Source organism: Streptosporangium sp. NPDC001681 (assembly GCF_040298085.1).
Classification (GTDB): Bacteria; Actinomycetota; Actinomycetes; order Streptosporangiales; family Streptosporangiaceae; genus Streptosporangium.
The window spans coordinates 1-24,313 of record NZ_JBEOZN010000016.1 but is presented as its reverse complement, the minus strand read 5'-3'; the positions used below and the strand labels follow the sequence as shown (position 1 = coordinate 24,313).

Sequence of the window (24,313 nt, the reverse complement as noted above, 5' to 3'; positions counted from 1 at the left end):
GAGGCGGGGCGTCATGACGGCCGTGCCCACCAGGCGCAACGAGGGTCTGTACTTCGCGCTGCGCAACGGGAAGCTGCTGGCCGGACTGGTCGTGCTGGTCCCGCTGCTCGTCCTGGCCGCCGCCGCCCCGCTGATCGTGGGGGGCGACCCGAACGCCTACGTCGCCACCCCGGCCTCGCCGCCCTCGGCCGAGCGCTGGTTCGGCACCACCATGTTCGGCCAGGACATCTTCGCCCAGTTCGTCTACGGCCTGCGCGTCACCTTCATCGTGGGGGTGCTCGGCGGCGGGCTGGCCGCGATTATCGGGATGGCGATCGGCTTCACCGCCGGATACCGGGGCGGCCTGGTCGACGAGGTGCTGAACATGCTCACCAACATCGTCCTGGTCCTGCCCGCGCTGGCGGTGCTGCTGATCGTCAACGCCTACCTCGGGGTCCGCAGCGTCGGCGTGCAGGCGCTCTTCATCGGACTCACCTCCTGGCCGTGGGCGGCCAGGGCCATCAGGGCCCAGACGTTCTCGCTGCGCTCGCGCGACTTCGTGGACCTGGCCAGGCTCAGCGGCGTGCGCACCTGGAAGATCATCGCCAGGGAGATCGCGCCCAACATGAGCTCGTACCTCTTCATGACCTTCATCCTGCTGTTCGGCGGGTCCATCCTGATCGCCGCCTCGCTGGACTTCATCGGGCTCGGCCCCAGCGAGGGTGTCTCGCTCGGCCTGATGCTCAACAACGCGGCCCGCTGGAGCGCCCTGCACCTGGGCATGTGGTGGTGGTTCATCCCGCCGGGAGCCGGGATCACCGCCATCGTCGGCGCCCTGTACGTGATGAACGTCGGCCTGGACGAGGTCTTCAACCCGAAACTGCGGGAGCTGTAGATGACTCTGCGTGTGGACGACCTCAGGGTCCACTACAGGACTCTGCGCGGCGAGGTGAAGGCGCTGGACGGCGTCAGCTTCGGCGTCGGCGACGGCGAGATCCTCGGCCTGGCCGGCGAGTCCGGCTGCGGCAAGACCACCCTCGGCAAGAGCCTGATCAGGATGGACGGCCGGATGCGGCTGGCCGGGGGCACCGTCTCGCTGGACGGCGAGGAACTGCCCATCGGCGACGACCGGCGGATGAACCCCTTCCGCTTCAAGCGGGTGTCGCTCATCCCGCAGTACTCCATGAGCGCGATGAACCCCACCCGCAGGATCGGCAGGATGATCACCGAGCTGCTCGCCTCCCGGGGCGAGAGCGTGGACACAGCCGAGCTGGAACGCCGGCTGGACCTGGTGGAGCTGCCCAGGGACATCCTGGGGCGCTACCCGATCGAGCTGTCCGGCGGGATGAAGCAGCGGATGGTGATGGTCATCTCCACGCTGCTCGACCCCTCCCTGCTCATCGCCGACGAGATCACCTCCGCGCTGGACGTGTCGACCCAGAAGGCCGTGGCCAGGACCCTCGTGGAGTTTCGGGAGCGGGGCTTCGTGCGCAGCATGATCTTCGTCACCCACGACATCTCGCTGACCTACCAGATCGCCGACACGATCATGGTCATGTACGCGGGGAAGCTGGCCGAGAAGGCCCCCGCGAGCGTGATCGTCAGCGAGCCGCGCCACCCGTACACCCGGATGCTGATCTCCTCGCTGCCCGAGGTCGGGGTCCGCCACGCGGAGCGCAGGCTCTCCGGCATCCCCGGGCGGCCGCCCTCGCTGCTCGATCCGCCGCAGGGCTGCCGGTTCAGGGACCGCTGCCCGCTGGCCTTCGACAGGTGCGCCGAGGACCCCCCGCCCATCGAGGTCGCCCCCGGCCACCACGTCGCTTGTTGGAAGGCGTAATGCTGAGTCTCGAAGGGGTCACCAAGACCTACCGGGTGGGTGCCTTCGGCACCGCGACCCTCACCGCCGTCGACGACGTGAGCCTCGACCTCGCGCCGGGGGAGGTGGTCTCCCTCATCGGCGAGAGCGGCAGCGGCAAGACGACCCTCGGGAAGACGGTCCTCGGGCTGCTCACCCCGACGCGGGGCAGGATCACCCTCGACGGAGCCCCCGCGCGGCCGGGAAAGGCGTACTACCGGCACGTGCAGGGCGTCTTCCAGGACCCGTTCAGCTGCTACAACCCGGTCTTCAAGGCCGACCGGGTAGTCAAGATGATCAAGGACGAGTACTTTCCCGGCGTCGCGGCCTCCGAGTGGGAGGGCAGGATCGAGAAGTCGCTCAAGGACGTCGGCCTCGACCCCGGGCAGGTCCTGGGCCGGTATCCGCACCAGCTCAGCGGTGGCCAGCTGCAGCGCCTGCTGATCGCCAGGGCGCTGCTGCTCGACCTCAGGTACCTCGTCGCCGACGAGATCACCAGCATGCTCGACGCCTCCACCAGGATCGACGTCCTCAACCTGCTCGCCGACCTGAAGTCGCGCGGCCTCGGGGTGCTGTTCGTCACCCACGACCTGTCGCTGGGCAACTACATCAGCGAGCGGGCCGTGGTCCTGTACCGGGGGCAGGTGGTGGAGTCCGGTCCCACCGCCGCGGTGTTCGGCAACCCCCTCCACCCGTACACGATCAAGCTGCTGTCGTCGGTGCCGAGGCTCACCGCCCGGTGGGACGGCGGCGATCCCGCCGTCCCCGCCGAGGACGTCTCAGCAGGACCCTCCACGCTGGTGGAGGAGGAACCGGGGCACCTCGTCCGGCGGGGCGGCACCACACTGACAAGGAGCGTGAGTTGACGACGGTTAGGGCACTGCACGAGGGCTGGACCCTGCGCCAGGTGGGTGGCGGGATCTCCCGCGTCCCCGCCACGGTGCCCGGCTGCGTGCACACCGATCTGCTGGCCGCCGGGCTCATCGAGGACCCGTACCTGGACGACAACGAGAACCGGCTGACCTGGATAGGCCGCTCCGACTGGGAGTATGAGACGGTCTTCACCTGGAGCGCCGACTCCCACGACCGCACCGACCTGGTCTGCGAGGGCCTGGACACCATCGCCACGGTCGAGCTCAACGGGGTGCGGGTCGCGGCCACGGCCAACCAGCACCGCTCCTACCGCTTCGCGGTGCGGGAACTGCTGCGCGAGGGCGAGAACACGCTGCGGATCCGGTTCGCCTCCCCGCAGGCCTACGCCGAGGCGCGCCGGGCCGAGCTGGGCGATCGGCCCGGCGCCTATGCGGCGCCGTATCAGTTCATCCGCAAGATGGCCTGCAACTTCGGCTGGGACTGGGGGCCGGCCGTGGTCACCTCCGGCATCTGGCGGCCGATCGGGCTGCACTCCTGGAGCGGGGCCCGGCTCGCCTCGGTCCGGCCGCTGGTGCACGGGGACGGGCGCGTGGAGGTGCACGTCACGCTCGAGCGCGCCACGGACGCCCCGGTGACCGTGCGGGCCTCGGTCGCGGGTGTCGAGCGCGAGGTGCACCTGGCCGCAGGCGAGTGCGAGGCGGTCCTGGAGTTGCGGGTGCCGGAGCCGCGGCTGTGGTGGCCGCGCGGGTACGGCGCGCAGCACCGCTACGACCTGACCGTCGGCCTGGGGGAGGGGACCTGGAGGGGCCGGATCGGTTTTCGTGACGTCCGTCTGGACCGGACGGGCGAGGGGTTCACGATCGTGGTCAACGACGTGCCGGTCTTCGTGCGCGGCGTCAACTGGATCCCTGATGACTGCTTTTCGGCCAGGGTCACCCGCGAGCGGCTGGCCGAGCGCTTCGGCCAGGCGGCCGGGGCGGGGGTCAACCTGCTGCGGGTCTGGGGCGGCGGCCTGTACGAAAGCGAGGACTTCTACGACCTGGCCGATGAGCTGGGCCTGCTCATCTGGCAGGACTTCCCGTTCGCCTGCGCGGCCTATCCGGAGGAGGAGCCGTTGGCGAGCGAGGTGGAGGCCGAGGCGCGCCAGAACATCATCCGGCTGTCCTGGCGCCCCTCGCTGGTGCTGTGGTGCGGCAACAACGAGAACATCGAGGGCCAGGCCGACTGGGGCTGGCGCGAGGAGCTGGGGGAGAAGAGCTGGGGGGCGGGCTTCTACTACGATCTGCTGCCCTCGCTGCTGGCCGAACTCGACCCCACCCGCCCCTACTGGCCGGGCAGCCCGTACTCCGGTGACCCCGACCTGCCGCCCAACGATCCCGCGCGCGGCACCGTGCACATCTGGGACGTGTGGAACCGCGAGGACTACACCCGCTACGGCGACTATCGCCCCCGCTTCGTGGCCGAGTTCGGCTTCCAGGGACCGCCCGCCCACGCCACGCTGCGCGGGGCGGTCAGCGATGATCCGCTCACTCCCACCTCGCCGGGGGTGTCGCACCATCAAAAGGCGCACGAGGGCAACGCCAAGCTGCTGCGTGGCCTGGGTGAGCACCTGCCCCGGCCCGAGACCTTCGACGACTGGCACTACCTGACCCAGCTCAACCAGGCCAGGGCGGTGGCTTTCGGCATCGAGCGCTTCCGGGCGCTGGCGCCGTACTGCGCGGGCACGATCGTCTGGCAGCTCAACGACTGCTGGCCGGTCACCTCCTGGTCGGCCGTCGACGGCGCCGGGCGGCGCAAGCCGCTGTGGTACGCGCTGCGCCGTGTCTACGCCGATCGCCTGCTCACCGTCTGCGACGGCGTGGTGGCCGTGGTCAACGACGGCCCGCAGCCGTGGGTGGGTGAGCTGGAGTTGTCGCGGCTCGGCCTGGGCGGGGAGGTGCTGGCCAAGGAGAGGGTCGCAATCGAGGTGGCGGCGCGTTCGGTGGCCAGGGTCGGGCTGCCGGACTCGGTGGCCGTCCCCGGGGACCCGTGTGCCGAGTTGCTCTCGGTAGGGCTGGGCGAGCATCGGGTGCTTCGCTTCTTCGTCGAGGACCCGCGGGTCGCCTTCCCGGTGGCCGCTTACGACACCGAGGTCGTCCCCGCGGCCGGCGGTCTGGATGTCACCGTCACCGCCCGCACTCTCCTGCGCGAGCTGGCGCTGTTCCCCGATCGCCTCGATCCGGCCTCCTGGGTGGATGACATGCTGCTGACCCTGCTTCCCGGTGAGAGCGTCACCCTGCACGTGACGGGCTCGCCCGATCCGGCCGCCCTCGTCACCCGCCCGGTGCTCCGCTGCGTCAACGACTGAACGCCCCCCGGGCCGCCCCGATGGGCGGCCCGGTCACGGGACGGTCAAATGGAGCGGTGACCTCCGGAGATCACCCGGCGGCTCGCGTCCGGCGAGGGTGGACCCGCACACGCCGGGGTCGGCGAGCCCGTTAGGCTTGACGCGCACATCCGACGACGCCGAGAGAGATCATGAAGACCTTCGAAGAGCTGTACGCCGAGCTGTCCGACAAGGCGTGCACCCGGCCCGCGGGCTCGGGCACCGTGGCCGCGCTGGACGCCGGAGTCCATGCCATCGGCAAGAAGGTCGTGGAGGAGGCCGCCGAGAGCTGGATGGCGGCCGAGCACGAGTCGAAGGAGCGGGCGGCCGAGGAGATCTCCCAGCTCCTCTACCACGTGCAGGTCCTCATGATCGCCAGGGGGATCGGACTGGACGAGGTCTACAAGCATCTGTGAGCCGGTGCGCCCGGCTCCCGGTCTCGTAGGCAGATCCCGTCCACACGTAAGGAACCCAGCCATGCTCCGTCTCGCCGTACCCAACAAGGGCGCCCTCACCGAGGCCGCCCAGACGATACTCAAGGAAGCCGGATACCGCGCCCGCAAGGACAGCAAGGAACTCGTGGTCGTCGACCCGGAGAACTCCTGCGAGCTGTTCTTCCTGCGGCCCAAGGACATCGCCGTCTACGTCGGCGAGGGCACCCTGGACGCCGGGATCACCGGCCGCGACATGCTCCACGACTCCGGGGCGCAGGTCGAGGAGATCATCCCGCTCGGCTTCGGCCGCTCCACCTTCCGCTTCGCCGCGAATCCGGGGGACTTCGCCTCCGTCGCCGACCTCAAGGGCAAGCGTGTCGCCACCTCCTACGCGGGCCTGCTGGAGTCCTACCTGGCCGAACAGGGCGTCGACGCCCGGGTGATCAAGCTGGACGGCGCCGTCGAGACCGCCATCCGGCTGGGCGTGGCCGACGCCGTGGCCGACGTGGTGGAGACCGGCACCACGCTGCGCAACATCGGCCTGGAGGTGTTCGGTGAGCCGATCGCCCGCTCCGAGGGCGTGCTGATCAAGCGGACCGGCGCCGTGGAGGCCCAGGGCCTGCAGCAGCTCGTCCGCCGCCTGCAGGGCGTGCTGATGGCACGTGACTACGTGATGATGGACTACGACATCCGCGCCGAGCGGATCGAGGAGGCCATCGCCCTCACCCCCGGCATGGAGGGCCCCACGGTCTCTCCGCTGCACCGGGAGGGCTGGGTCGCGGTCCGGGCCATGGTCCCGCGCAAGGGGCACCAGCAGGTCATGGACCAGCTCTGGGAGATCGGCGCCAAGGCCATCCTGGTGACCGCCATCTTCGCCTGCCGGATCTGACCCGTCGTCCGCGCCCCTCCGCGCCACCGGTCCGGCCCGCGGCGGTGTCCGCATATCTGACAAATGTCATCTCCAAACCCGGAGAAGCGGCACTGAGGATTCCCGCCGGGCGCTCCTAGCGTTGGGGCATGGACGCCATCGCCCTCACAGACGTGAGCAAGAGCTACGGCAACGTGCTCGCCGTCGACGGCCTGAACCTCGCAGTCGAGGCGGGCCGGACCGTCGCCCTGCTCGGCCCCAACGGGGCCGGCAAGTCAACCTCGATCAACATGATGCTCGGCCTGATCCGCCCGAGCGGGGGCCGCGTCGAGATCCTGGGAGGCTCCCCCGAGGCGGCCGTCGCCCGGGGCGAGATCGGGGCCATGCTGCAGAGCGGTGAGCTCATCGGTGAGCTCACGGTCAGGGAACTGGTCGACTTCGTCCGGCGGCTCTACCCGGAGCCACTCGGTCTCGACGAGATCCTGCGGGTGGCCGACCTCACGGAACTGGCGCGGCGGCGCGCCGACAAGCTGTCCGGCGGGCAGGCGCAGCGGGTCAGGTTCGCCCTGGCCATCGCGGGCGCGCCCAAACTGCTGGTGCTGGACGAGCCCACCGCGGCCATGGACGTGGAGTCGCGGCTGCGGTTCTGGAAGAGCATGCGCGACTACGCCGCCGAGGGCCGGACGGTCCTGTTCGCCACCCACTACCTGGAGGAGGCCGACGAGAACTCCGACCGGGTCATCGTGATCACCCGGGGCCGGGTCGTGGCCGACGGCACCGCCGCCCAGATCAAGTCGGGGATCGGTGACCATGTCGTCCGCTTCACCCTGGGCGGGCAGCCGGTCGCGGGGCTGGACGGCCTGCCGGGCGTCTCCGCCGCGGAGATCTCCCAGGGCGTCGCCACGCTGCGCACCGCCGACCCCGACGCCACCGTGGCGGCCCTGTACCGGGGCACCTCGCTGGAGATCCGCGACCTCAGGATCATCGGCGCCGACCTCGAAGACGCCTTCCTCGCCCTCACCCGGGAGTCCTGATGCCGAACTACGTCAAAATCGAGGTCCTGAGGATGCTGCGCAACAAGCGCTACATCATCTTCGTGGTGGGCTTCCCCGTGGTGTTCTACCTGATCTTCTCCGGCATCTGGGGCGCCCAGACGGATTCCGGCGGGGTACGGGCCGCCGTCGTCCTCATGGTCTCCATGGCCGCGTACGGGGCGATCGCGGCCTGTCTGATGAGCACCGCCGTGCCGTGGGCGCAGGAGCGGCAGTCCGGCTGGCTCCGCCAGCTCCAGGTCACCCCGCTGCCCGGCTGGGCGATCATCGTCACCAAGCTGATCGCCTCGCTGCTGCTGGTGCTGCCGTCCATGGTGCTGGTCTGCCTGGCCGCGGTCCTCACCCAGGGCGTCCGGCTGCCGGTGGGGGAGTGGCTCGCGCTGATCCCGGCCCTGTGGATCGGCGCCGTGCCGTTCGCCGCGCTCGGTCTGCTCCTCGGTTCGCTGCTGCCCGCGGACGCCGCGCAGTCGGCCGCGATGATCAGCACATTCGGGCTGGCGATCCTGGGCGGGCTGTGGTTCCCTGTGGAGATCATGCCCGAGGCCATGAAAAGTGTCGTGCACGCGATGCCCTCCTTCTCCTACGCCGACATCGGCCAGCACCTCGTCGCCGACGGCGCGGTGCCGACGTCCGCCGTGGTGATCGTCGTGGCCTGGGCCGCGCTGCTCGGCACCGCCGCGGTGTTCGCCTACCGCAGGGCACTCGCGCGCGCATGATGCGCGTCTCCGCGCTCACCTTCGGCGGGACGGGCGAGCGCCCGTCCCGCCTCCGGCGTCTGTCGGGGATCTCCATCGGCCTGGTCTACCTGTGCTTCCCGGTCCTGGAGATCGTCACCGGCGAGGTGTCCGGGGACAGGGCCGTCTGGGGAGGCGCCGGCCTGGCCGTCTTCGTCGCCCTCTACATCGCCACGGTGCTGAGCCCGAGGAACTTCGGCGACCCGACCCGCCTGACGTACTGGTTGCTGGGGATGACCACGCTCCTGGGGGTCGGCCTGGCGGTGGCCTTCGGCGGCGGCTGGCTGACCCTGCCGATCTACCTGGCCGTGATCTACGGCATGGCGCTGCGTCCCCGGTTCTCGGTGGCCGGCATCCTCGCGATGGGCCTCGCCGTCGCGCTGATCGGCCTGCTGAAGGAGCACGACCCCGGTACCACCCTGGTGCTCGTCTTCCAGGTCATCACGCTCGGCGTCCTGTTCATGGGGGTGCGCAACACCCGGATGCTGGTGGCGAGGCTCCGCCAGGCGCAGGAGGAGGTGGCGCGGCTGGCCGCGAGCGAGGAGCGGCTGCGCATCGCCAGGGACCTGCACGACCTGCTCGGCCACAGCCTGTCACTGATCGTGCTGAAGAGCGAGCTGGCCGGGCGGCTGGCGGAGAGCGGCTCGGAACGGACCGTGGCGGAGATCCGCGACATCGAGTCGGTGGCCAGGCAGGCGCTGGTCGAGGTGCGCGACGCCGTCACCGGCTACCGCCAGCGTGGCCTCTCCGGCGAGCTGGACGGTGCCCGCGCCGCTCTGGAGGCCGCCGGGACGAGGCTGACGATCCGGCTCGCGGGCACCCCGCTGCCGGACGCGCTGGACGAACTGCTGGGCTGGGCGGTGCGGGAGGGCGTCACCAACGTCATCCGGCACGCGCGGGCGACCCGGTGCGAGATCGAGGTGACCATGGACGAGGAGGTCGCGGCCCTGAAGATCGTGGACGATGGGCGCGGCGCGGCCTCGTACGGGCCGGGCAGCGGGCTGACCGGGCTCACCGAGCGGGTGCGGGCGGCCGGCGGCACGGTGTCCGCCGGGCCGCGGCCGACCGGCTTCGCGCTCAGGGTCACGGTGCCGCATGCCGAGCCCCTTCGCCCGCCGACGACGAGAGGGGTTCGATGATCCGGGTGCTGCTGGTGGAGGACCAGGCGATGGTGCGGGGCGCCCTGGCCTCGCTCCTCGGCCTGGAGCCCGACATCGAGGTGGTGGGAGAGGCCGCCGACGCCGGGGAGGCGCTCGCCGTGGCCCTGCGGACCCGGCCGGATGTCGCGCTGCTCGACGTCGAGATGCCCGGCGACGACGGCATCACCGCCGCCTCGCGGATCCGCGAGGCGCTGCCCGGCTGCCGGATCATGATCCTGACCACCTTCGGCCGCCCCGGCTATCTGCGCAGGGCGATGGAGGTGGGCGCGATGGCCTTCCTGGTCAAGGACAGCCCGGCCAGGGAGCTGGCCGCCGCCGTCCGGCGGGTCCGCGGCGGCGAGCGCGTCATCGACCCGGGCCTGGCCGCCGCCGCGCTCAGTGCCGGCCCCAACCCGCTGTCGCCCCGCGAGCGTGACGTCCTGGTCGCCGCCTCGGGCGGTACCAGCATCGCCGACATCGCCGCGCGCCTGCACCTGTCGGAGGGTACGGTCCGCAACTACCTCTCCTCGGCCATCCGCAAGACGCACGCCCGCAACCGCATCGAGGCCGTCGAGCGCGCCCGCACCCAGGGCTGGCTCTGAGCCGGGTTCACGAGGAGAGCGTCGCGGCCTCCTCGGCCTCGATCTGCTCGTTCCACTCGCGCTTGGTGGAGCGCCAGGCCTCGTCGTCGCGGCCCAGGCGCCAGTAGCCCGAAATGGACAGCTGAGACAGCGGGATGCCGCGCTCGGCGCGCAGGTGGCGTCTGAGCTCGCGGACGAAGCCCGCCTCGCCGTGGACGAAGGCGTGCACGGCGTCGTCGGGGAAGTCCAGCTCGCGGACCGCTTGGACGAGCCGCGCACCGAACGGGCCACCCGTGCGGTGCAGCCAGACGATCTTCACGTCGCCCGGTGAGTCGAGTCGCTGCTCCTCCCCGGCGTCCTCGACCTCGATGAAGGCCCAGGCCCGCGCCCCGGCGGGGAGGCGTTCCAGGGAGGCGGCGATGGCCGGCAGCGCGCTCTCGTCCCCCGCGAACAGGTGCCAGCCGGCCTCCGGGTCGGGGGCGTAGGCCCCGCCCGGACCGAAGAAACAGATCTCCTCACCCGGCTGGACCCGGTCGGCCCACGGCCCGGCGAGGCCGCTGTCGCCGTGGTGGACGAAGTCGATCGTCAGCTCGCCCGCGTCGGCGTCCCAGCGGCGGACGGTGTAGGTGCGGGTGGTGGGCCACTGCTCGCGGGGCAGGTCGCGGCGGATCGCCTCCAGGTCGAACGGCTGCGGGTAGCTCACCCCCGCCGGGGCGAACAGCAGCTTCACGTAGTGGTCGGTGTACTCGTCCGCGCGGAAACCGGCGAGCCCAGGGCCGCCGAGCACCACCCGGATCATGTGCGGGGTGAGCCGCTCGACCCGCTGGACCCGGCCGCTCGTCACCTTGCGTGCGGCTTTCTCGTCTGCCATATGCCACTCCGGGGGAGTCAAAGTTAGGTGAACCTAACTCGTACCATACGTCACCGAAGCGTAGTGATGGGGTCCGCCACCCGGCCTGCCCGTTCCGGAGCGGCGATGATCCCGTGGCCCGCCGTCGCGGAGCCGGTGGCCGCTGTTATGAATCTACATCGTAAAGGCGATGGCGCCGGCGCGAAGACCCTCCGGCCTCGGGTGTCCGTGCCTCAGTGCCGCATGGACGCGACCTGGCGGATCAGGTCGGAGACCCGCACGATGCCCATGCAGCGGCCGACCTCGTCGGTGACCACCAGGTCGTCGTAGACGCGCTCGGCGTCGCGGCCCGCGACCTGCATGGCCGCGATGGCGGTGGTCGTCCTGGGGACCGCGCGGGCGGGGTCGGCCAGCCGTCCGGCGGGCTTTTTGCCGTGCAGGGCGTGGCCGAACCGGCCGGAGATCGACAGCAGGAAACGGCTGCGGTCGAGGCTGCCCTTGGGGCGCTGGTACTCGTCGACGAGGACCACGCTGGTGATGGACGGCTCACTGCCGAAGGCGTCGATCGCGGCTTCGGCGGTGGCCTCGTAGGGGAGGGTCACCGCGGGCAGCAGGAACTCCTGGACGCGTGGGCCGAGCGTGAAGCGGGACGGCTCCTGTTCGACGACCGGGAGTGGTACGCGCACCCGGCCGGACGGGCCGGGGGCCAGCAGCGGGCCCTGCGCGAGCCGGACCCCCCAGCCGCGGAGCGCGGAGAGCTGTGCCTCGTCGCGTACGCCGGGGGCCAGCACGTGCGCGCCCGCTTCCCGGGCGAGCCGGGCCAGACCCTCGCCGATGGCGGTGCGGCGCGGGTCGCGGGGCACCTGGGCGATCAGGTCCGGGGAGATCACCGCCAGGTACGGTGCCGCGTCGGCGAGAAGGTCCAGCGGGATGTGCCCGGTGCCCAGGTCGCCCACCGCGATGAGGTAGCCGATGGCGCGCAGGCCGTCCAGGCCGACGATCAGGGAGCGGCGTTCGAACTGGGCGAAGTCACCCCGCACGGTGAGGATCACCTCGCGGGGACGCCGCCCGGACGCGCGGAGGGCCTCGTGGAGCGGCGCGAGCGCGGCCGTGCCGCCGATCACCGCGGCCGTCGGCAGGGTCAGCACCAGCGGCAGCAGGGTCTCGCCGGCGGCGGCGTCGTGCACGGTCTGGATCGTGGTGGAGATGTTCCCCCGGCCCGCGCCTCCCGCCTGGAGCGCGATGACGCCTCCGGTGTCGAGGTCGACGACAGGCGTGAGGCCCGCGGGGGCCGCTGTGGGGTCCTGCGGGTTGACGTGCGCTCTGGTCGTCACGTTCAAAAGGATGGGGGCTCCTTTGGCGCCATAGAAGCAACGTGCAGGGATGTTCACTGATATTTCGCCATCCGTTGGATTTGTCCAGCGTGATCGTGTGTTCTGCGAGGTCAGCCGGTAGTGTCGCGTTTCATGACGTCGCGACCGGCCAAGGGGGGAGGCCGCTGGGTCTCGGTGGCGCCCGACCGCCTGAACCGCTGGATCGACGGTTTCGTCGACAGGCACGGGCCGCCGCGGGTGACGGCCTCGGCCTCCGTCGTACGCCTCGACGGCGCGGACGGCGCGGTCGCCGAGTGCCAGGTGCCGTTTCCGCCGCTCGTCCAGGCCGGGGGCGGCCCGCTGGCGCGTCTGGTCACCCACGTGCGCACCGAGCGCAGGGTCGGGGTGCTGCTGGTGCGGCTGGGGGGACACGCGGCGGGGATCTTCCAGGGAGAGGAACTGCTCTCCTCCAAGGTCGGCTCGCGGCCGGTGCACGGGCGCAGCGCGGCGGGCGGCTGGTCACAGCGGCGCTTCGCCCGGCGCAGGGAGAAGCAGGTGGATCAGGCGCACGAGGCGGCGGCCGAGGTGGCGCTGCGCGTCCTGGGGCCGCGGGTGGACGAGCTGGAGGCGGTCGTGCTCGGTGGAGACCGGCGCGCGGTCGACGCGCTGCGCTCGGACCGCAGGCTCGCCCCGGTCTTCGCGCTGGAGGCCGAGCCCTTCCTGACGGTTCCCGATCCGAGGCTGGTGGTCCTGCGGGACACCCCCGCCCAGTTCCGCGCGGTCCGCATCAGGGTGAGCGATCCCACGTAATCGAGGAGAGCCGGGCCCTTGCCGCGCCGTACACTGATCGGTATGCGCACTCCCGATTGACCGTCGTCCCGATGAAGGCGAGACGGCCGAGCCGAGAGCCGGGAGACACAGGGCGCGGCGGGTTCGGCCACAGTGAAGTGAGCCTGTGTATTTCCTGCTGGGAGTGTTCTCCAACCATGATCGTAGCTTCTGACATCGAACTGCGGGCCGGGGCCCGCCTGCTCATCGAGGGCGCGTCGTTCCGGGTGAACCCCGGCGACAAGATCGGGCTCGTCGGCCGCAACGGGGCCGGGAAGACCACGCTGACCCGGGTGCTCGCGGGAGAGGGGGCGGCGGCTTCGGGCACGGTCTCCATCAGCGGGGAGGTGGGTTACCTGCCGCAGGACCCGCGCACCGGTGACCTGCACGTGCTCGCCCGCGACCGTATCCTGTCGGCTCGCGGGCTCGACGAGGTGCTGCGTGAGCTGCGCGAGGCCGAGCTGGGCATGTCCTCGGCGGACGATCGCACCAGAGACCGCGCCGTGCGCGCCTACGGGCGCCTGGAGGACCGGCTGCACGTGCTGGGCGGGTACGCCGCCGAGTCGGAGGCCGCCTCCATCGCCTCCAGCCTGGGGCTGCCGGACCGGGTGCTCGGCCAGCCGCTGGAGACGCTCTCCGGCGGGCAGCGCAGGCGGGTGGAGCTGGCTCGAATTCTCTTCAGCGGGGCAGAGACTCTCCTTCTTGACGAGCCGACAAACCACCTAGATGCCGACTCAATCGGGTGGCTTCGTGATTTTTTACGATCTCACCAGGGCGGCTTGATCATTATTAGCCACGACGTGGGGCTTCTTGAAGCGACGGTAAACCGCGTCCTGCACCTCGACGCCAACCGTGCGGTGATCGACACCTACAACGTCGGCTGGAAGGCCTATCTGGCCCAGCGGGAGACCGACGAGAAGCGCAGGAAGCGCGAGCGCGCCAACGCCGAGAAGCAGGCCTCCGCCCTGATGTCGCAGGCCGACAAGATGCGTGCCAAGGCCACCAAGGCCAAGGCCGCGCAGGACATGCAGCGCCGTGCCGAGCGCCTGCTCTCCGGCCTGGAGGTGGAGCGGCGCGGCGACAAGGTCGCCAAGCTGCGCTTCCCCCAGCCGGCTCCGTGCGGGCGCACCCCGATCATGGCGGAGGGGCTGTCGAAGTCGTACGGCTCCCTGGAGGTCTTCACGGACGTCGACGCCGCCGTGGACAGGGGCAGCCGGGTCGTGATCCTGGGTCTGAACGGCGCGGGGAAGACCACCCTGCTGCGCATTCTGGGGGGTGTCGAGGAGCCCGACACCGGGGCGGTCAAGGCCGGCCACGGGCTCAAGCTGGGCTACTACGCGCAGGAGCACGAGACGATCGACCCCGGCCGTAGCGTGCTGGAGAACATGCGCTCGGCCGGGGGAGAGCTCCCCGACGTGGAGTTGCGCAAGGTTCTGGGCTCGTTCCTGTTCACCGGCGACGACGTGGACAAGCCCGCGGGGGTGCTGTCGGGCGGGGAGAAGACGCGGCTGGCGCTGGCCACGCTGGTGCTGTCGGCGGCCAATGTCCTCCTCCTCGACGAGCCCACGAACAACCTCGATCCAGCCAGTCGGGAACAGGTTCTTTCGGCACTAAAGTCCTATTCTGGGGCGATTGTGCTCGTCACGCATGATGAGGGTGCTGTAGAGGCTCTACGACCCGATAGGGTGATCTTGCTACCTGACGGAGTTGAAGACGCATGGAGCGACGAATTTTCCGATCTTGTGGCACTTGCCTGATCTTAATTTGAGCGGGTACGGATCTTTTCCCGTGGAGTAGGTAGCCGATCTCGCTGAAATGACTGATCATGGCGTGTGTAACGCTGCGGAAGTCTGGCACTACAGGAGGTACTCGTGGCCGAGACTCTCAAGAAGGGCACCCGGGTTACCGGGGCCGACCGTGAAAAACTGGCCTCCGATCTCAAGAAGCGCTACAGCGCGGGTGAAAGCATCCGCGCTCTGGCCGCTTCGACCGGCAGGTCGTACGGGTTCATCCACCGCATCCTGAGCGAGTCCGGTGTGACTCTGCGCGGGCGCGGTGGCGCCACCCGAGGCAAGTCCAAGCGCTGACTCCGCCTCGGAACGCGCGACCGCAGCCGCTCGTCCCCCACACGCCGAAGCCGTTCCCGCCCGAGCCTATAGAACCTCATTCTGGAGGGTCGATAGGCTCGGGCGAGGCGGAAACGGAAGGTGGGAGAACGGGCGATGGTGGAAGTTGCGTTCGGGGGGAGTGCGGAGGAGATCTCTCTGAAGGAGGTCGGTCTGCGCTACGAGGTGGACGGCGAGATCGCGACGATCACGCTGGACCGTCCGGAGAAGCGGAACGCTCAGACGTTCGCTACCTGGTCGGCTCTGGCTCATATCGGTGACAACCTGCCGCAGCAGGTGAGGGTCGTCGTGATCAGAGGTGAGGGGCCGTCCTTCTCGGCGGGGATCGATCTGAGGATGTTCACCCCGGAGGGGGTGCCAGGGCAGGGGGCGTTCACGTCCCTGGCGACACTCGACGAGACGGCTTTCGTCGACCGGGTGGCGGCGGCCCAGCGGGGTTTTCTCTGGCTGAGACGTCCCGACATCGTCTCCGTGGCGGCCGTGCAGGGCCACGCGGTCGGTGCGGGGTTCCAGCTGGCGCTCGCCTGCGACCTGCGGGTCCTGGCGGACGACGCCAAACTGTGCATGAAGGAGCCGGCTCTCGGGCTGGTTCCCGACCTGACCGGCACCAAGCCGCTGGTCGATCTGGTGGGCCTGTCCCGGGCCATCGAGATCTGCCTGACCGCCCGCGTCGTGGGGGCGCAGGAGGCGGCCAGGATCGGCCTGGCCGAACTGGTCGTCGCACCGGGGGAGTTGACGGAGGCCGTGCGCGACCTGACCGCCGCGCTGCTGGCGACCAACCGCGACGCCGCGACGGCGACCAAGCGGCTGCTCCAGGGTGCTTCGGGGCGCACGCTGGAGGAGCAGGCCGCGGCCGAGGCGCGCGAACAGGAGGCGCGCATCAAGGCGATTTTCGGGTAGGTCATCGAGCTGCCAAACGGTCCGTCATGTTCGGCGAGGAGACCGCCGGGCAGGTGAATCGCCTCCCCGCCACGGCTCCCGGCTGCGAAGCGGCCGGGGCCCGTCTCGGCGGGGGAGGCGAGAAGCCGCTCTTCTCCCGGGCGAGCCACCGGTGTTCGCCTCAAGCTGACGGGGGAATGAGCGCGCCTCTTCCGGTGCTCGCATCGGGAGAGGAGGCCAGATGGCGATGATGGGTGGGGGCTTCGGCCCCCAGATGATGCGTTCACTCCGGCGGGACAGCTCGGTGACCAAGGAGCGTCTGACGCCGGGCACGGTCCGGCGTATCGCCCGCTACGCCAGGCCCTTCTCGCGGCATATCGCCGCCTTCCTCGCGTTGGTCGTGGTCGGCTCGGTCATCGTGATCGCCAACCCGCTGCTGATGAAGGCGATCATCGACGACGGCATCGTCGCCAGGCGCCAGGGGGTGGTGATCGCCCTCGCGCTGGTCATCGCGGGCCTGGCGGTCGCGGACGCGGTGCTCACCCTGGCCCAGCGCTGGTTCTCCGCGCGGATCGGCGAGGGTCTCATCTACAACCTGCGCACCGAGGTCTTCGACCACGTCCAGCGCATGCCCGTGGCCTTCTTCACCCGCACCCAGACCGGCGCCCTGGTCTCCCGGCTCAACACCGACGTCATCGGAGCCCAGCGTGCCCTGACCAGCACGCTGTCGTCGGTCGTGGCCAACGTGGTCATGCTGGTGCTGGTTCTCGGCGCCATGCTGGTGCTCTCGTGGCAGATCACCCTCGTCGCCCTCGTGCTGCTGCCGATCTTCGTCCTCCCCGCCAAGTGGGTCGGCAGGAAGATGTCCGGGCTCACCCGTGAGCAGATGGAGCTCGACGCCGAGATGAGCTCCATGATGACCGAGCGGTTCAACGTCGCCGGCGCGATGGTCGCCAAGCTGTACGGCCGCCCGGCCGACGAGGCGGCCACCTTCGGCGGCAAGGCGGGGCGGGTGCGCGACGTCGGCGTCACCGTGGGCATGTACGGGACGGTCTTCCGGGTCGCGCTCGGCCTGGTGGCGGCGCTGGCCACCGCCCTGGTGTACGGCCTGGGCGGCCTGCTGGCCGTCTCCGGCGTCTTCGAGCTCGGCACCCTGGTGGCCCTCGCCGCCCTCCTGATGCGCCTGTACGGCCCGCTGACGAGCCTGTCGAACGTGCACGTGGACGTGATGACCGCGCTGGTCAGCTTCGACAGGGTCTTCGAGGTGCTCGACCTGCGGCCCATGGTCGCCGAGCGGCCCGATGCCAAGCCCCTTCCCGAGGGGCCGGTCTCCGTGGAGTTCGACGACGTCCGGTTCAGGTACCCCACGGCCTCGGAGGTGTCGCTGGCCTCGCTGGAGGCGGTGGCCCGTCCCGACACCGGGCCGGGTCACGAGGTGCTGCGCGGCGTCACCTTCACCGCCCGCCCCGGCCAGATGGTCGCCCTGGTCGGCCCCTCGGGAGCGGGGAAGACCACCATCACGGGCCTGGTCTCGCGCCTCTACGACGTCAGCGAGGGCGCGGTACGGATCAACGGCCTGGACGTGCGCGACGCCACCCTGGCCTCGCTGCGCGACACCGTGGGGGTCGTCATGCAGGACGCCCACCTGTTCCACGACACCATCGGGGCCAACCTCCGCTACGCCAGGCCCGAGGCGAGTGAGGAGGAGATCTGGGAGGCGCTGCGGGCCGCCCAGATCGCCGAGCTGGTGCTGGACCTGCCCGAGGGGCTGGAGACCGTGGTGGGCGACCGGGGGCACCGGCTGTCCGGCGGCGAGAAGCAGCGGCTGGCCCTGGCGAGGTTGCTGCTCAAGGCGCCCCGGGTGGTCGTCCTCGACGAGGCCACCGCGCATCTGGACTCCGAGTCCGAGGCCGCCGTCCAGCAGGCGCTGAAGGTCGCGCTGGCCGGGCGCACCTCGCTGGTCATCGCCCACCGGCTGTCCACGATCCGCGAGGCCGACCAGATCCTGGTGGTCCAGGACGGCCGCATCGTCGAGCGGGGCCGGCACGAGGAACTGCTGAGCAGGGGGGCGGTCTACGCCGAGCTCTACCGGACTCAGTTCAGTCAGGCGTCCTGACCGCGTCAGCGGTGCCGGCGGCACGCCTTCGAGTGGCTCTTCCAGCGCGGATGGTGTAGATCATGGGGGCGTGGAAGACCGGCTTAGACGTGATGACCTGACCGACGACGAGTGGACACGGCTGGCGCCGTTACTGCCCGCTCACGCCAGGCAGGGGAACCGGTGGGCCGATCACCGCACGATCATCGACGGAGTGTTCTTCCGGACCAGGACCGGCTGCCCCTGGCGGAAGCTGCCCGAGGCCTACGGCAAGTGGAAGACGGTCTACAACCGGCATCGCCGCTGGTGCCGGGACGGCACCTGGGAGGCGATCCTGGACGCGCTGCCGAGCGCTCCCGCCCGGCGGCCGGCCCCGCCCGGGGACATCCGTCCAGGTGCGATGTTCGAGGTCGCCAACTGGTGACCGGTTGACGGAGGGGAACGCGGGCCGGCGTCAGGATGAGGGGACGTAGCCCAGGCGGGTGAGCTCCTCGCGGGCGACCTTGGCCACCAGTTCGGCGTCCTGGCCGCGCAGGCGGGTGCGCCAGACGCCGACTTTCGGCATGTTCCGGCCCAGCAGGGCGATCTTGGGGACCCGCGTCTCCAGAAAGCGGGAGAGCTCGCCCATGGCCTCGGCAGGGGAGGAGACCAGGTCCTCGTAGCGCAGGGTCAGCAACTGCTCGCGGGGCAGCTCCTGGTGGAGCGAGGCCGCGAGCCGGACCGCGCTGCGCCAGCGCAGCGCGCACTTTCCCGCCGTGGGCATCGCCTTCCAGCGTTCGCGGTGCTCGCCGGAGCTGACGCCGAGGAAGGGGTTGGGGAACTCCGTCTCGTCGCTCAGCATGGCCGGCTTGAACCAGGTCAGGGAGGCGGGGTCGGCCAGCATGTCGGCGGCCACGTCCCGGCCGTCCCTGATCAACTGGACGAAACGGGCGTCCGGAAAGGCCTGCAACAGCACCGAGGCGCTGTAGAGCAGGTCGGGGCTGGCATCGCCGAAGCGGGCCACCGAACCCGAGACCACGCAGGGGCCCGCTCCGGTCACGCCGCCCGCTTCCCGGCACGGGGCCGGGCACTCCTCGCAGACGCCGGGGACGATCTGCCAGGACTCGGCCATGGCGTCGCGGAGCACGCGGGTCGCGCCCATGCCCCGCCCCGCGATCGAGGGGCGCCGGGCGAAGGCGTAGACGACGTGCGCCACCGCCGCACGTCCCATGGTGACGTGGAACCCGGGGGAGCGTTTCAGGGCACGGGCCAGCAGGTCCGCGCCGGAGTGCGGGGCGGCGAGCACGAACACCGGGTGGCGGACCTTGATGCCGTTGACCACCAGGATGTGAGGCGGAGGTCGCATATGAAAGCCCAGTGTGGCACCGTTTGGGGAGTGAACGAACCGGCCGGCATACCGGTCCCGCCCTCGCCATGCCCGGGTGACACCGTGGCGGTGGTCGCCCCGTCGGGACCTCCCGATCTCGCAAGGCTGGCGCGTGGCGTCCGCGTCCTGGAGGGGCTCGGCCTGAAGGTCGTCATCGGGGCCCACGTCCTCGACAGGGACCGCTACCTGGCGGGCTCCGACGCCGATCGCGCCCGCGACCTGCAGGACGCCTGGTGCGACCCCGCGGTGAGCGCGGTGTTCTGCGCCCGCGGCGGCTACGGTGCCACCCGGCTCCTCGGCCTGCTGGACTGGGAGGCGATGCGGGCCGCCGACCCCAAGGCGCTCGTCGGCTCCAGCGACGTCACCGCGCTGCACAGCGCGTTCGCCGTGGAGCTGGGCGTCGCCTCCTGGTTCGGGCCGATGCCGGCCTGTGCCACGATCAGCGACCCGGAAGGGCCCGAGCCGCGCACCTTCGAGAACTTCACGGCCGCCCTCGCCGGGACGCCGCCGCCGATCACCGGTGACCGGGTGATCGTTCCCGGTGCGGTCACGGCACCGGTCACCGGCGGTAACCTCAGCCTGCTGGCCGCACTCTGCGGCACGCCGTACGCGCTGTCGGCCCGGGGGCGGATCGTCCTGCTCGAGGACGTCGACGAGGCGCCGTACCGGATCGACAGGATGCTCACCCAGCTGCTGCAGTCGGGGGCGCTCGACGGAGCGGCCGGGTTCGTCCTGGGCTCCTGGGTCGACTGCGGTGACCCCTACCCGGTGCTGGAGGAGCTGCTCGCGCCGCTCGGGGTACCCGTCATCGCGGGGCTGCCGGTAGGGCATGGAGCGCCACAATTTTCAGTATTGCTTGGGGCACTTGGTGCTATTGATGCAAAATCGTGCTCTCTGACCTACTCAACAGGGGGCGTCGACAAGGCACTCTAGGTGCGAACCTAGGAGGAAACCGGCAGAGGGGGCGCACGCGTGAGACTGTTCCGGCGGCACCGTGACCGGCGAACCGAGGCGCTACCGCGCCCGATCGAAGAGGTCGATCTCGACTCCTTGCTCGCCCTGGTCGCGGACAGTCTCGGTTATGCCTGCGCCTTCGACCCCGGCGGCGCCGTCCTGACGCTCACCGGCCCGCGCCGGGTCGTGGTGCGACTGGCGGGGCTGCGCGCCGAGGCGCTGAGGCGCTCCCGCGAGGACTGGCCGGTGCTCGTCTCCGAGCACCTGGCCCACGTCCTGGCCACGGCGGACGAGCCGCTCGACGCCTGCGACCTGGAGCAGGTGCGCCCGATGCTGCGGACCCGCATCCAGCTCGACGACGACCTCGACTCGGCCCGCGTGGTCGGCCGTCACCTCACCGCCGACCTGGTCGAGGTGCTCACCATCGGCTACGGCCCCGCCGGTCGCCCGGTCCGCCCCGAGGAGGTCGGCTGCTGGCCGATCACCGCCGCCCAGGCGCTCGATGTGGCCCTGGAGAACGCCCGCCAGGACGAGCGGCTCTCGGTCACGGAGGGCGACCTCGGTGGCGTGGCGGTCCGCAGGCTGACCGGACCCACCGCCGGCGCCGCCGCCCACCTGCGCAGGCTGGGCGACTACCTGCCCGTCCCCTCCGACGGGGTCCTCGTCGCGCTGCCCGACCCGGCGACGCTGATCGTCCATCCGGTCGAGGGCATTGGCGTGGTCCGCGCGATCGAGCGGCTCCGGCTGTTCGCCCAGCGGGAGTTCGATCTGCGTGACGAGGCGCTCAGCCCGCAGGTCTACTGGTGGCACGGTGGCCGCCTCTCCCTGATCAGGGCCGACCTGGTCAGCCAGGACGGACAGACCCGGCTGGTGGTCGCGCCCCCGCCGGACTTCGCGCGCGTCCTGGCGGCGATGGCCGCCCGCCCGGAGAGCCATCCCGACGGCGGGTCCGGCGTCGGCTGATCCGCCGGCCACCCGAAGCCGAGGTGGCGTGAGCACACCTCGGCACCGGGAGCCCCTCACCTTCCTCCGGTACGGGGACGATGTCGACCGCCGACCGTTCGCCATGGCGACCGCGGACGCGAGAGGATGTGTCCCGCCCCTCCACGCCCACCTCGGTGGCCGCCGCTCCCCTTCCCGGATCGGCCGGCGCCCCCGCCCGCGCCCTGGCCGTGGTCGCGAGATGGGGCATGATGAGGTCTGGATCTACGAGGAGTGGGACATGGCGCAGTGGTGCCTCGGTGTCGATCTGGGGACGAGTTTCTCCGCCGGGGTGATAGCGGCCGAAGGGCGCTTCGACGTCCTGGAGGTCGAGGGAGAGCGGCGCATCCCCTCCGCCGTCATGCTGGACGAGCGGGGGACGCTCGTGGCGGGCAGGATCGCCCAGCGGGGCATCGCGATCAGCCCCGAGCGGGTCGAGCGCAACCCCAAGCGCTACGTCGGCCGGGGCCGGATGCTGCTCGGCGGTGTCCCGGTGGACGTGGCCGACACCATGGCGGCGCTGCTGGAGCTGTTCGTCAGCGAGGGACGGCGGCGCTTCGACGGCGCCGATCCCGACTGCATCGCGCTGACCCACCCGGTGGCCTGGGACGCCGACCGTAAGGCGGTGCTGCTGGCGGCGGCCAGGAAGGTCGTCAGCGGCGTGCGGATCGTGCTCATCGACGAGCCCGTCGCCTCGGCCCGCTACTTCGCCTCCGCCGGGCGGGCGGACGGCGGGTCGCGGCTGGCCGTCTACGACCTCGGCGGCGGTACGTTCGACGCCGCGGTGCTCACCGTGGACGGCGGTGACTTCGCGGTCGTCGGCGAGCCGGGCGGCAGCGACGAGATTGGCGGCGAGGGGTTCGACGAACAGGTCTTCGCGTTCCTCGGAGCCCAGATCGAGCGGCTCGACGCCGACTGGTGGCAGCAGGTGACCACCAACCCCGAGCGCCGCTACGTCAGCTACGCCGCGGACCTGCTCAAGATGGCCAGGGAGGCCAAGGAGACGCTGTCGAAGTTCGACACCTCCTCGCACTACGTGGTCGGCATCAACGAGGACGTGCACATCACCAGGGCCGATCTGGAGGATCTCATCGGCGAGGAGATCGTCAAGACGGTCGACATCCTGGACGAGACGATCCGCGGCGCGGGGGTCGAGCCCGGCGAACTGGCCGCGGTGTTCATGACCGGCGGCCCCAGCCGGATGCCGCTGGTCCAGAAGGCCGTACGCGAGCGCTTCGGCGACCGGGTGCGGACCTACGACGACCCGAAGATCGTGGTCGCCTACGGCGCCGCGCAGCTGGCCTGGAAGCTCAAGGTCGAGCACCACGAGCCCGGTGCGGGCCGCCCCCCCACCGGCGGCCACCGGGTGCCCGCCGGTGCGGCGGGTGTTTCCGGCACGGGACAGGCCCCCAGCGCCCCCAGTGCTCCCGGCGCTCCCGGCGTCGCCGGAACGGGGCAGCGGGCCTTCACCGGCCCGGTGGCGGCCGGACCGGCGGTGGGCCACCACACGCCCAGTGTGCCCGGTGCGCCGATGGCTGTTCCGACCGGTGGACACCGGACCTTCACCGGTCCCGAGGGCGGTGCCACCGGCGGCCACCGGGTGCTCACCGGTCCCGGCGACGACGCCACCGGAGGACACCGGGGGCTCGGTGGCCGGCCCGCGGGCCGAGGGGGCGCGGCGGGCGGGGACGGCCCCAGCGTCCAGGGGATCGAGAAGGTGATGGACGGCGTGCTGGAGGCGCGCATCGAGGCGGGCCAGGTCTTCGTCCACCAGGCCTTCGAGCACGGCCACCTGCTGCGCAGACTCGACGGGATCGAGGGCCGCTACGACCGGGAGCTCGGCTTCGGCAGGCTCGTGGAGTGGGCCGCCTCCAGCGAGGGCGTCGTGGCGGTGGAGCAGGTCGGGCCCGCGCAGGTGCTGGTCCGCGCCCTCACCCGCGACCTCGCCATCCGCGCCACCCACCCGCTGCAGATGTGGGGCAACCCCACCGTGATCGCCCACGGCCGTACGGCGTGGGTCTTCTTCCACTCCCGCCAGGTCGTCGGTGTCGACACCTCGATGGGCCTGCCCTGGGGGGAGACCGGCCAGCTGGCCATGATCGAGCTCGACCTGGGCGGCGGTTTCGCCTTCCAGGCCCCCCAGCCGCGCGAGCTGGGTCCCTACGCCCAGTGGTTCCTGAACGAGGACAACAGGCTGCGCCGGCTGCTCGACCAGGAGGCGCCCAGCGGCACCGAGCCGTCCTCCTCGGTGGGCGCGCCGGGCTGCACCGTGGTGCTCGGGCAGTTCAGCAGCAACAAGCCGATGTTCCAGAACCGGCACCAGGACTTTCGGCCATGGCAGGTGCTGTGCCTGGTCGACCCCGGCGGCGTGGTGCGCCCGACGGTGCGCGAGCCGGGGCGCGGCTGGCTGCACCAGGTGGTCCTGCACCGGGGCCGGTGGTTCACCTCCGGCTCGGCGGGGCTGGAGGCCGACACCGCGGACGGCAGGACCAGGCTGGTCATGCCGCGTCCCCGGGGCGGCGCGCTGCGCTGGTTCTCCGCGGGCAACGAGATCTACGCGGTCGGCACCGACCAGGTGAGCCCCGTCAGGGGCTGGTCGGTCGGGATCTTCGACCAGCGTTCCCAGACGCTGGAGTTCCTGATGGGCAAGCAGTCGGCGACCCTGGCCGGCCACCTCACCTCCCGCCACCGCTGGGAGCGGCCGAGGCTGGTCGCCGACGGTGACTCGATGTGGATGACCATGCAGGACGCGGGCCGCAGCAGGCTGCTGCACATCACCCCGGGCGGAGCGCGGGAGGTGCATCGCACGCCGGGGATGTTCGAGCCGGTCGTCCGGGTCGCCACGGGCCTGCTCTGCCTGCACCGCCCCGACGACGCCACCGGCGCCACCCGCGACCGGCCCGCGACCCTGGTGCACCTGCCGCTCTGACCCGTTCTCGTCCCCGGGCTAATTAGAGCGTAACGGCTATTTCCCTGAGAAAGGAATCTGATTTGTCAGGGCTCAGAGCAGGGTCGCAGAGGTGATCGAAAGCCCGGAGATA

The 24,313-nt window shown here is 71.1% G+C and carries 22 protein-coding genes; 19 read left to right on the top strand and 3 right to left on the bottom strand.

The genetic code is table 11. The features are described from left to right. Positions 1–13: 13 nt before the first annotated feature. The 10 genes from ABT130_RS10315 (at position 14) to ABT130_RS10270 (ending at position 9,901) form a co-directional block, all read left to right on the top strand. The gene (locus ABT130_RS10315) at positions 14–874 is read left to right on the top strand and encodes an ABC transporter permease (RefSeq protein WP_350954479.1); all 861 of its coding nucleotides are present in this window, start codon (positions 14–16) and stop codon (positions 872–874) included. Then, positions 875–1,816, top strand: a complete 942-nt coding sequence (locus tag ABT130_RS10310) for an ABC transporter ATP-binding protein (RefSeq protein ID WP_350954476.1) — start codon at positions 875–877, stop codon at positions 1,814–1,816. Further along, positions 1,816–2,700 carry an ATP-binding cassette domain-containing protein gene (locus tag ABT130_RS10305; RefSeq protein ID WP_350954473.1) on the top strand — a complete coding sequence of 295 codons (885 nt, stop codon included), beginning with the start codon at positions 1,816–1,818 and terminating at the stop codon, positions 2,698–2,700. The genes ABT130_RS10310 and ABT130_RS10305 overlap by 1 nt, the downstream gene beginning before the upstream one ends. Further along, entirely contained in the window at positions 2,697–5,054 is a 2,358-nt protein-coding gene (locus ABT130_RS10300) for a glycoside hydrolase family 2 protein (protein ID WP_350954470.1), read from the top strand. The genes ABT130_RS10305 and ABT130_RS10300 overlap by 4 nt, the downstream gene beginning before the upstream one ends. Before the next feature lie 170 nt (positions 5,055–5,224). After that, positions 5,225–5,488, top strand: coding sequence for a phosphoribosyl-ATP diphosphatase (locus ABT130_RS10295; RefSeq protein WP_350954467.1), 264 nt, complete (start codon positions 5,225–5,227; stop codon positions 5,486–5,488). Between the two features lie 61 nt (positions 5,489–5,549). Further along, entirely contained in the window at positions 5,550–6,395 is an 846-nt protein-coding gene (hisG, locus tag ABT130_RS10290) for an ATP phosphoribosyltransferase (protein ID WP_350919012.1), read from the top strand. A gap of 128 nt (positions 6,396–6,523) precedes the next feature. Further along, positions 6,524–7,408, top strand: coding sequence for an ABC transporter ATP-binding protein (locus tag ABT130_RS10285; RefSeq protein ID WP_350954464.1), 885 nt, complete (start codon positions 6,524–6,526; stop codon positions 7,406–7,408). Beyond that, positions 7,408–8,142, top strand: a complete 735-nt coding sequence (locus tag ABT130_RS10280) for an ABC transporter permease (RefSeq protein ID WP_350954461.1) — start codon at positions 7,408–7,410, stop codon at positions 8,140–8,142. The genes ABT130_RS10285 and ABT130_RS10280 overlap by 1 nt, the downstream gene beginning before the upstream one ends. Then, complete coding sequence (locus ABT130_RS10275) at positions 8,139–9,299, top strand: sensor histidine kinase (RefSeq protein ID WP_350954458.1); 1,161 nt, start codon at positions 8,139–8,141, stop codon at positions 9,297–9,299. The genes ABT130_RS10280 and ABT130_RS10275 overlap by 4 nt, the downstream gene beginning before the upstream one ends. After that, a complete protein-coding gene (locus ABT130_RS10270; RefSeq protein ID WP_350919024.1) occupies positions 9,296–9,901 on the top strand; it encodes a response regulator transcription factor in 606 nt (201 codons plus the stop codon). The genes ABT130_RS10275 and ABT130_RS10270 overlap by 4 nt, the downstream gene beginning before the upstream one ends. Positions 9,902–9,908: 7 nt before the next feature. Here the strand turns inward: ABT130_RS10270 and ABT130_RS10265 are convergent, their stop codons facing one another. Both ABT130_RS10265 and ABT130_RS10260 read right to left on the bottom strand, forming a co-directional pair. Further along, positions 9,909–10,751: a siderophore-interacting protein gene (locus ABT130_RS10265; RefSeq protein WP_350954455.1), complete on the bottom strand. Its 843-nt coding sequence runs from the start codon at positions 10,749–10,751 to the stop codon at positions 9,909–9,911. A 212-nt stretch (positions 10,752–10,963) separates the two neighbouring features. Next, positions 10,964–12,064 (bottom strand): EAL domain-containing protein, encoded by a 1,101-nt coding sequence (locus ABT130_RS10260; RefSeq protein WP_350919030.1) that lies wholly within the window; start codon positions 12,062–12,064, stop codon positions 10,964–10,966. Positions 12,065–12,196: 132 nt separating this feature from the next. On the opposite strand from ABT130_RS10260, the gene ABT130_RS10255 reads away from it, so the two are divergent. From ABT130_RS10255 to ABT130_RS10230, 6 genes are all read left to right on the top strand, one after another. Next, positions 12,197–12,853 (top strand): acVLRF1 family peptidyl-tRNA hydrolase, encoded by a 657-nt coding sequence (locus ABT130_RS10255; protein ID WP_350954452.1) that lies wholly within the window; start codon positions 12,197–12,199, stop codon positions 12,851–12,853. Between the two features lie 176 nt (positions 12,854–13,029). After that, positions 13,030–14,628 (top strand): ABC-F family ATP-binding cassette domain-containing protein, encoded by a 1,599-nt coding sequence (locus ABT130_RS10250; protein WP_350919036.1) that lies wholly within the window; start codon positions 13,030–13,032, stop codon positions 14,626–14,628. A 114-nt stretch (positions 14,629–14,742) separates the two neighbouring features. Continuing rightward, complete coding sequence (locus ABT130_RS10245) at positions 14,743–14,958, top strand: helix-turn-helix domain-containing protein (RefSeq protein WP_030904785.1); 216 nt, start codon at positions 14,743–14,745, stop codon at positions 14,956–14,958. 135 nt (positions 14,959–15,093) lie between these two features. Next, on the top strand, positions 15,094–15,897 hold the full coding sequence (locus ABT130_RS10240) for an enoyl-CoA hydratase/isomerase family protein (protein WP_350919041.1): 804 nt from the start codon (positions 15,094–15,096) through the stop codon (positions 15,895–15,897). Positions 15,898–16,117: 220 nt separating this feature from the next. Then, a complete protein-coding gene (locus tag ABT130_RS10235; protein WP_350954450.1) occupies positions 16,118–17,992 on the top strand; it encodes an ABC transporter ATP-binding protein in 1,875 nt (624 codons plus the stop codon). Positions 17,993–18,062: 70 nt separating this feature from the next. Then, a complete protein-coding gene (locus ABT130_RS10230; protein WP_350919046.1) occupies positions 18,063–18,395 on the top strand; it encodes a transposase in 333 nt (110 codons plus the stop codon). A gap of 30 nt (positions 18,396–18,425) precedes the next feature. Here ABT130_RS10230 and ABT130_RS10225 read toward each other — a convergent pair whose 3' ends face one another. After that, positions 18,426–19,316, bottom strand: a complete 891-nt coding sequence (locus ABT130_RS10225; protein WP_350954448.1) for a sulfotransferase family protein — start codon at positions 19,314–19,316, stop codon at positions 18,426–18,428. Between the two features lie 30 nt (positions 19,317–19,346). On the opposite strand from ABT130_RS10225, the gene ABT130_RS10220 reads away from it, so the two are divergent. The 3 genes from ABT130_RS10220 (at position 19,347) to ABT130_RS10210 (ending at position 24,201) form a co-directional block, all read left to right on the top strand. Then, complete coding sequence (locus ABT130_RS10220; RefSeq protein WP_350954445.1) at positions 19,347–20,270, top strand: S66 peptidase family protein; 924 nt, start codon at positions 19,347–19,349, stop codon at positions 20,268–20,270. Between the two features lie 39 nt (positions 20,271–20,309). Continuing rightward, on the top strand, positions 20,310–21,254 hold the full coding sequence (locus ABT130_RS10215) for a hypothetical protein (RefSeq protein ID WP_350954442.1): 945 nt from the start codon (positions 20,310–20,312) through the stop codon (positions 21,252–21,254). A 220-nt stretch (positions 21,255–21,474) separates the two neighbouring features. Continuing rightward, positions 21,475–24,201, top strand: a complete 2,727-nt coding sequence (locus ABT130_RS10210; RefSeq protein ID WP_350954440.1) for an Hsp70 family protein — start codon at positions 21,475–21,477, stop codon at positions 24,199–24,201. Positions 24,202–24,313: the final 112 nt, after the last annotated feature.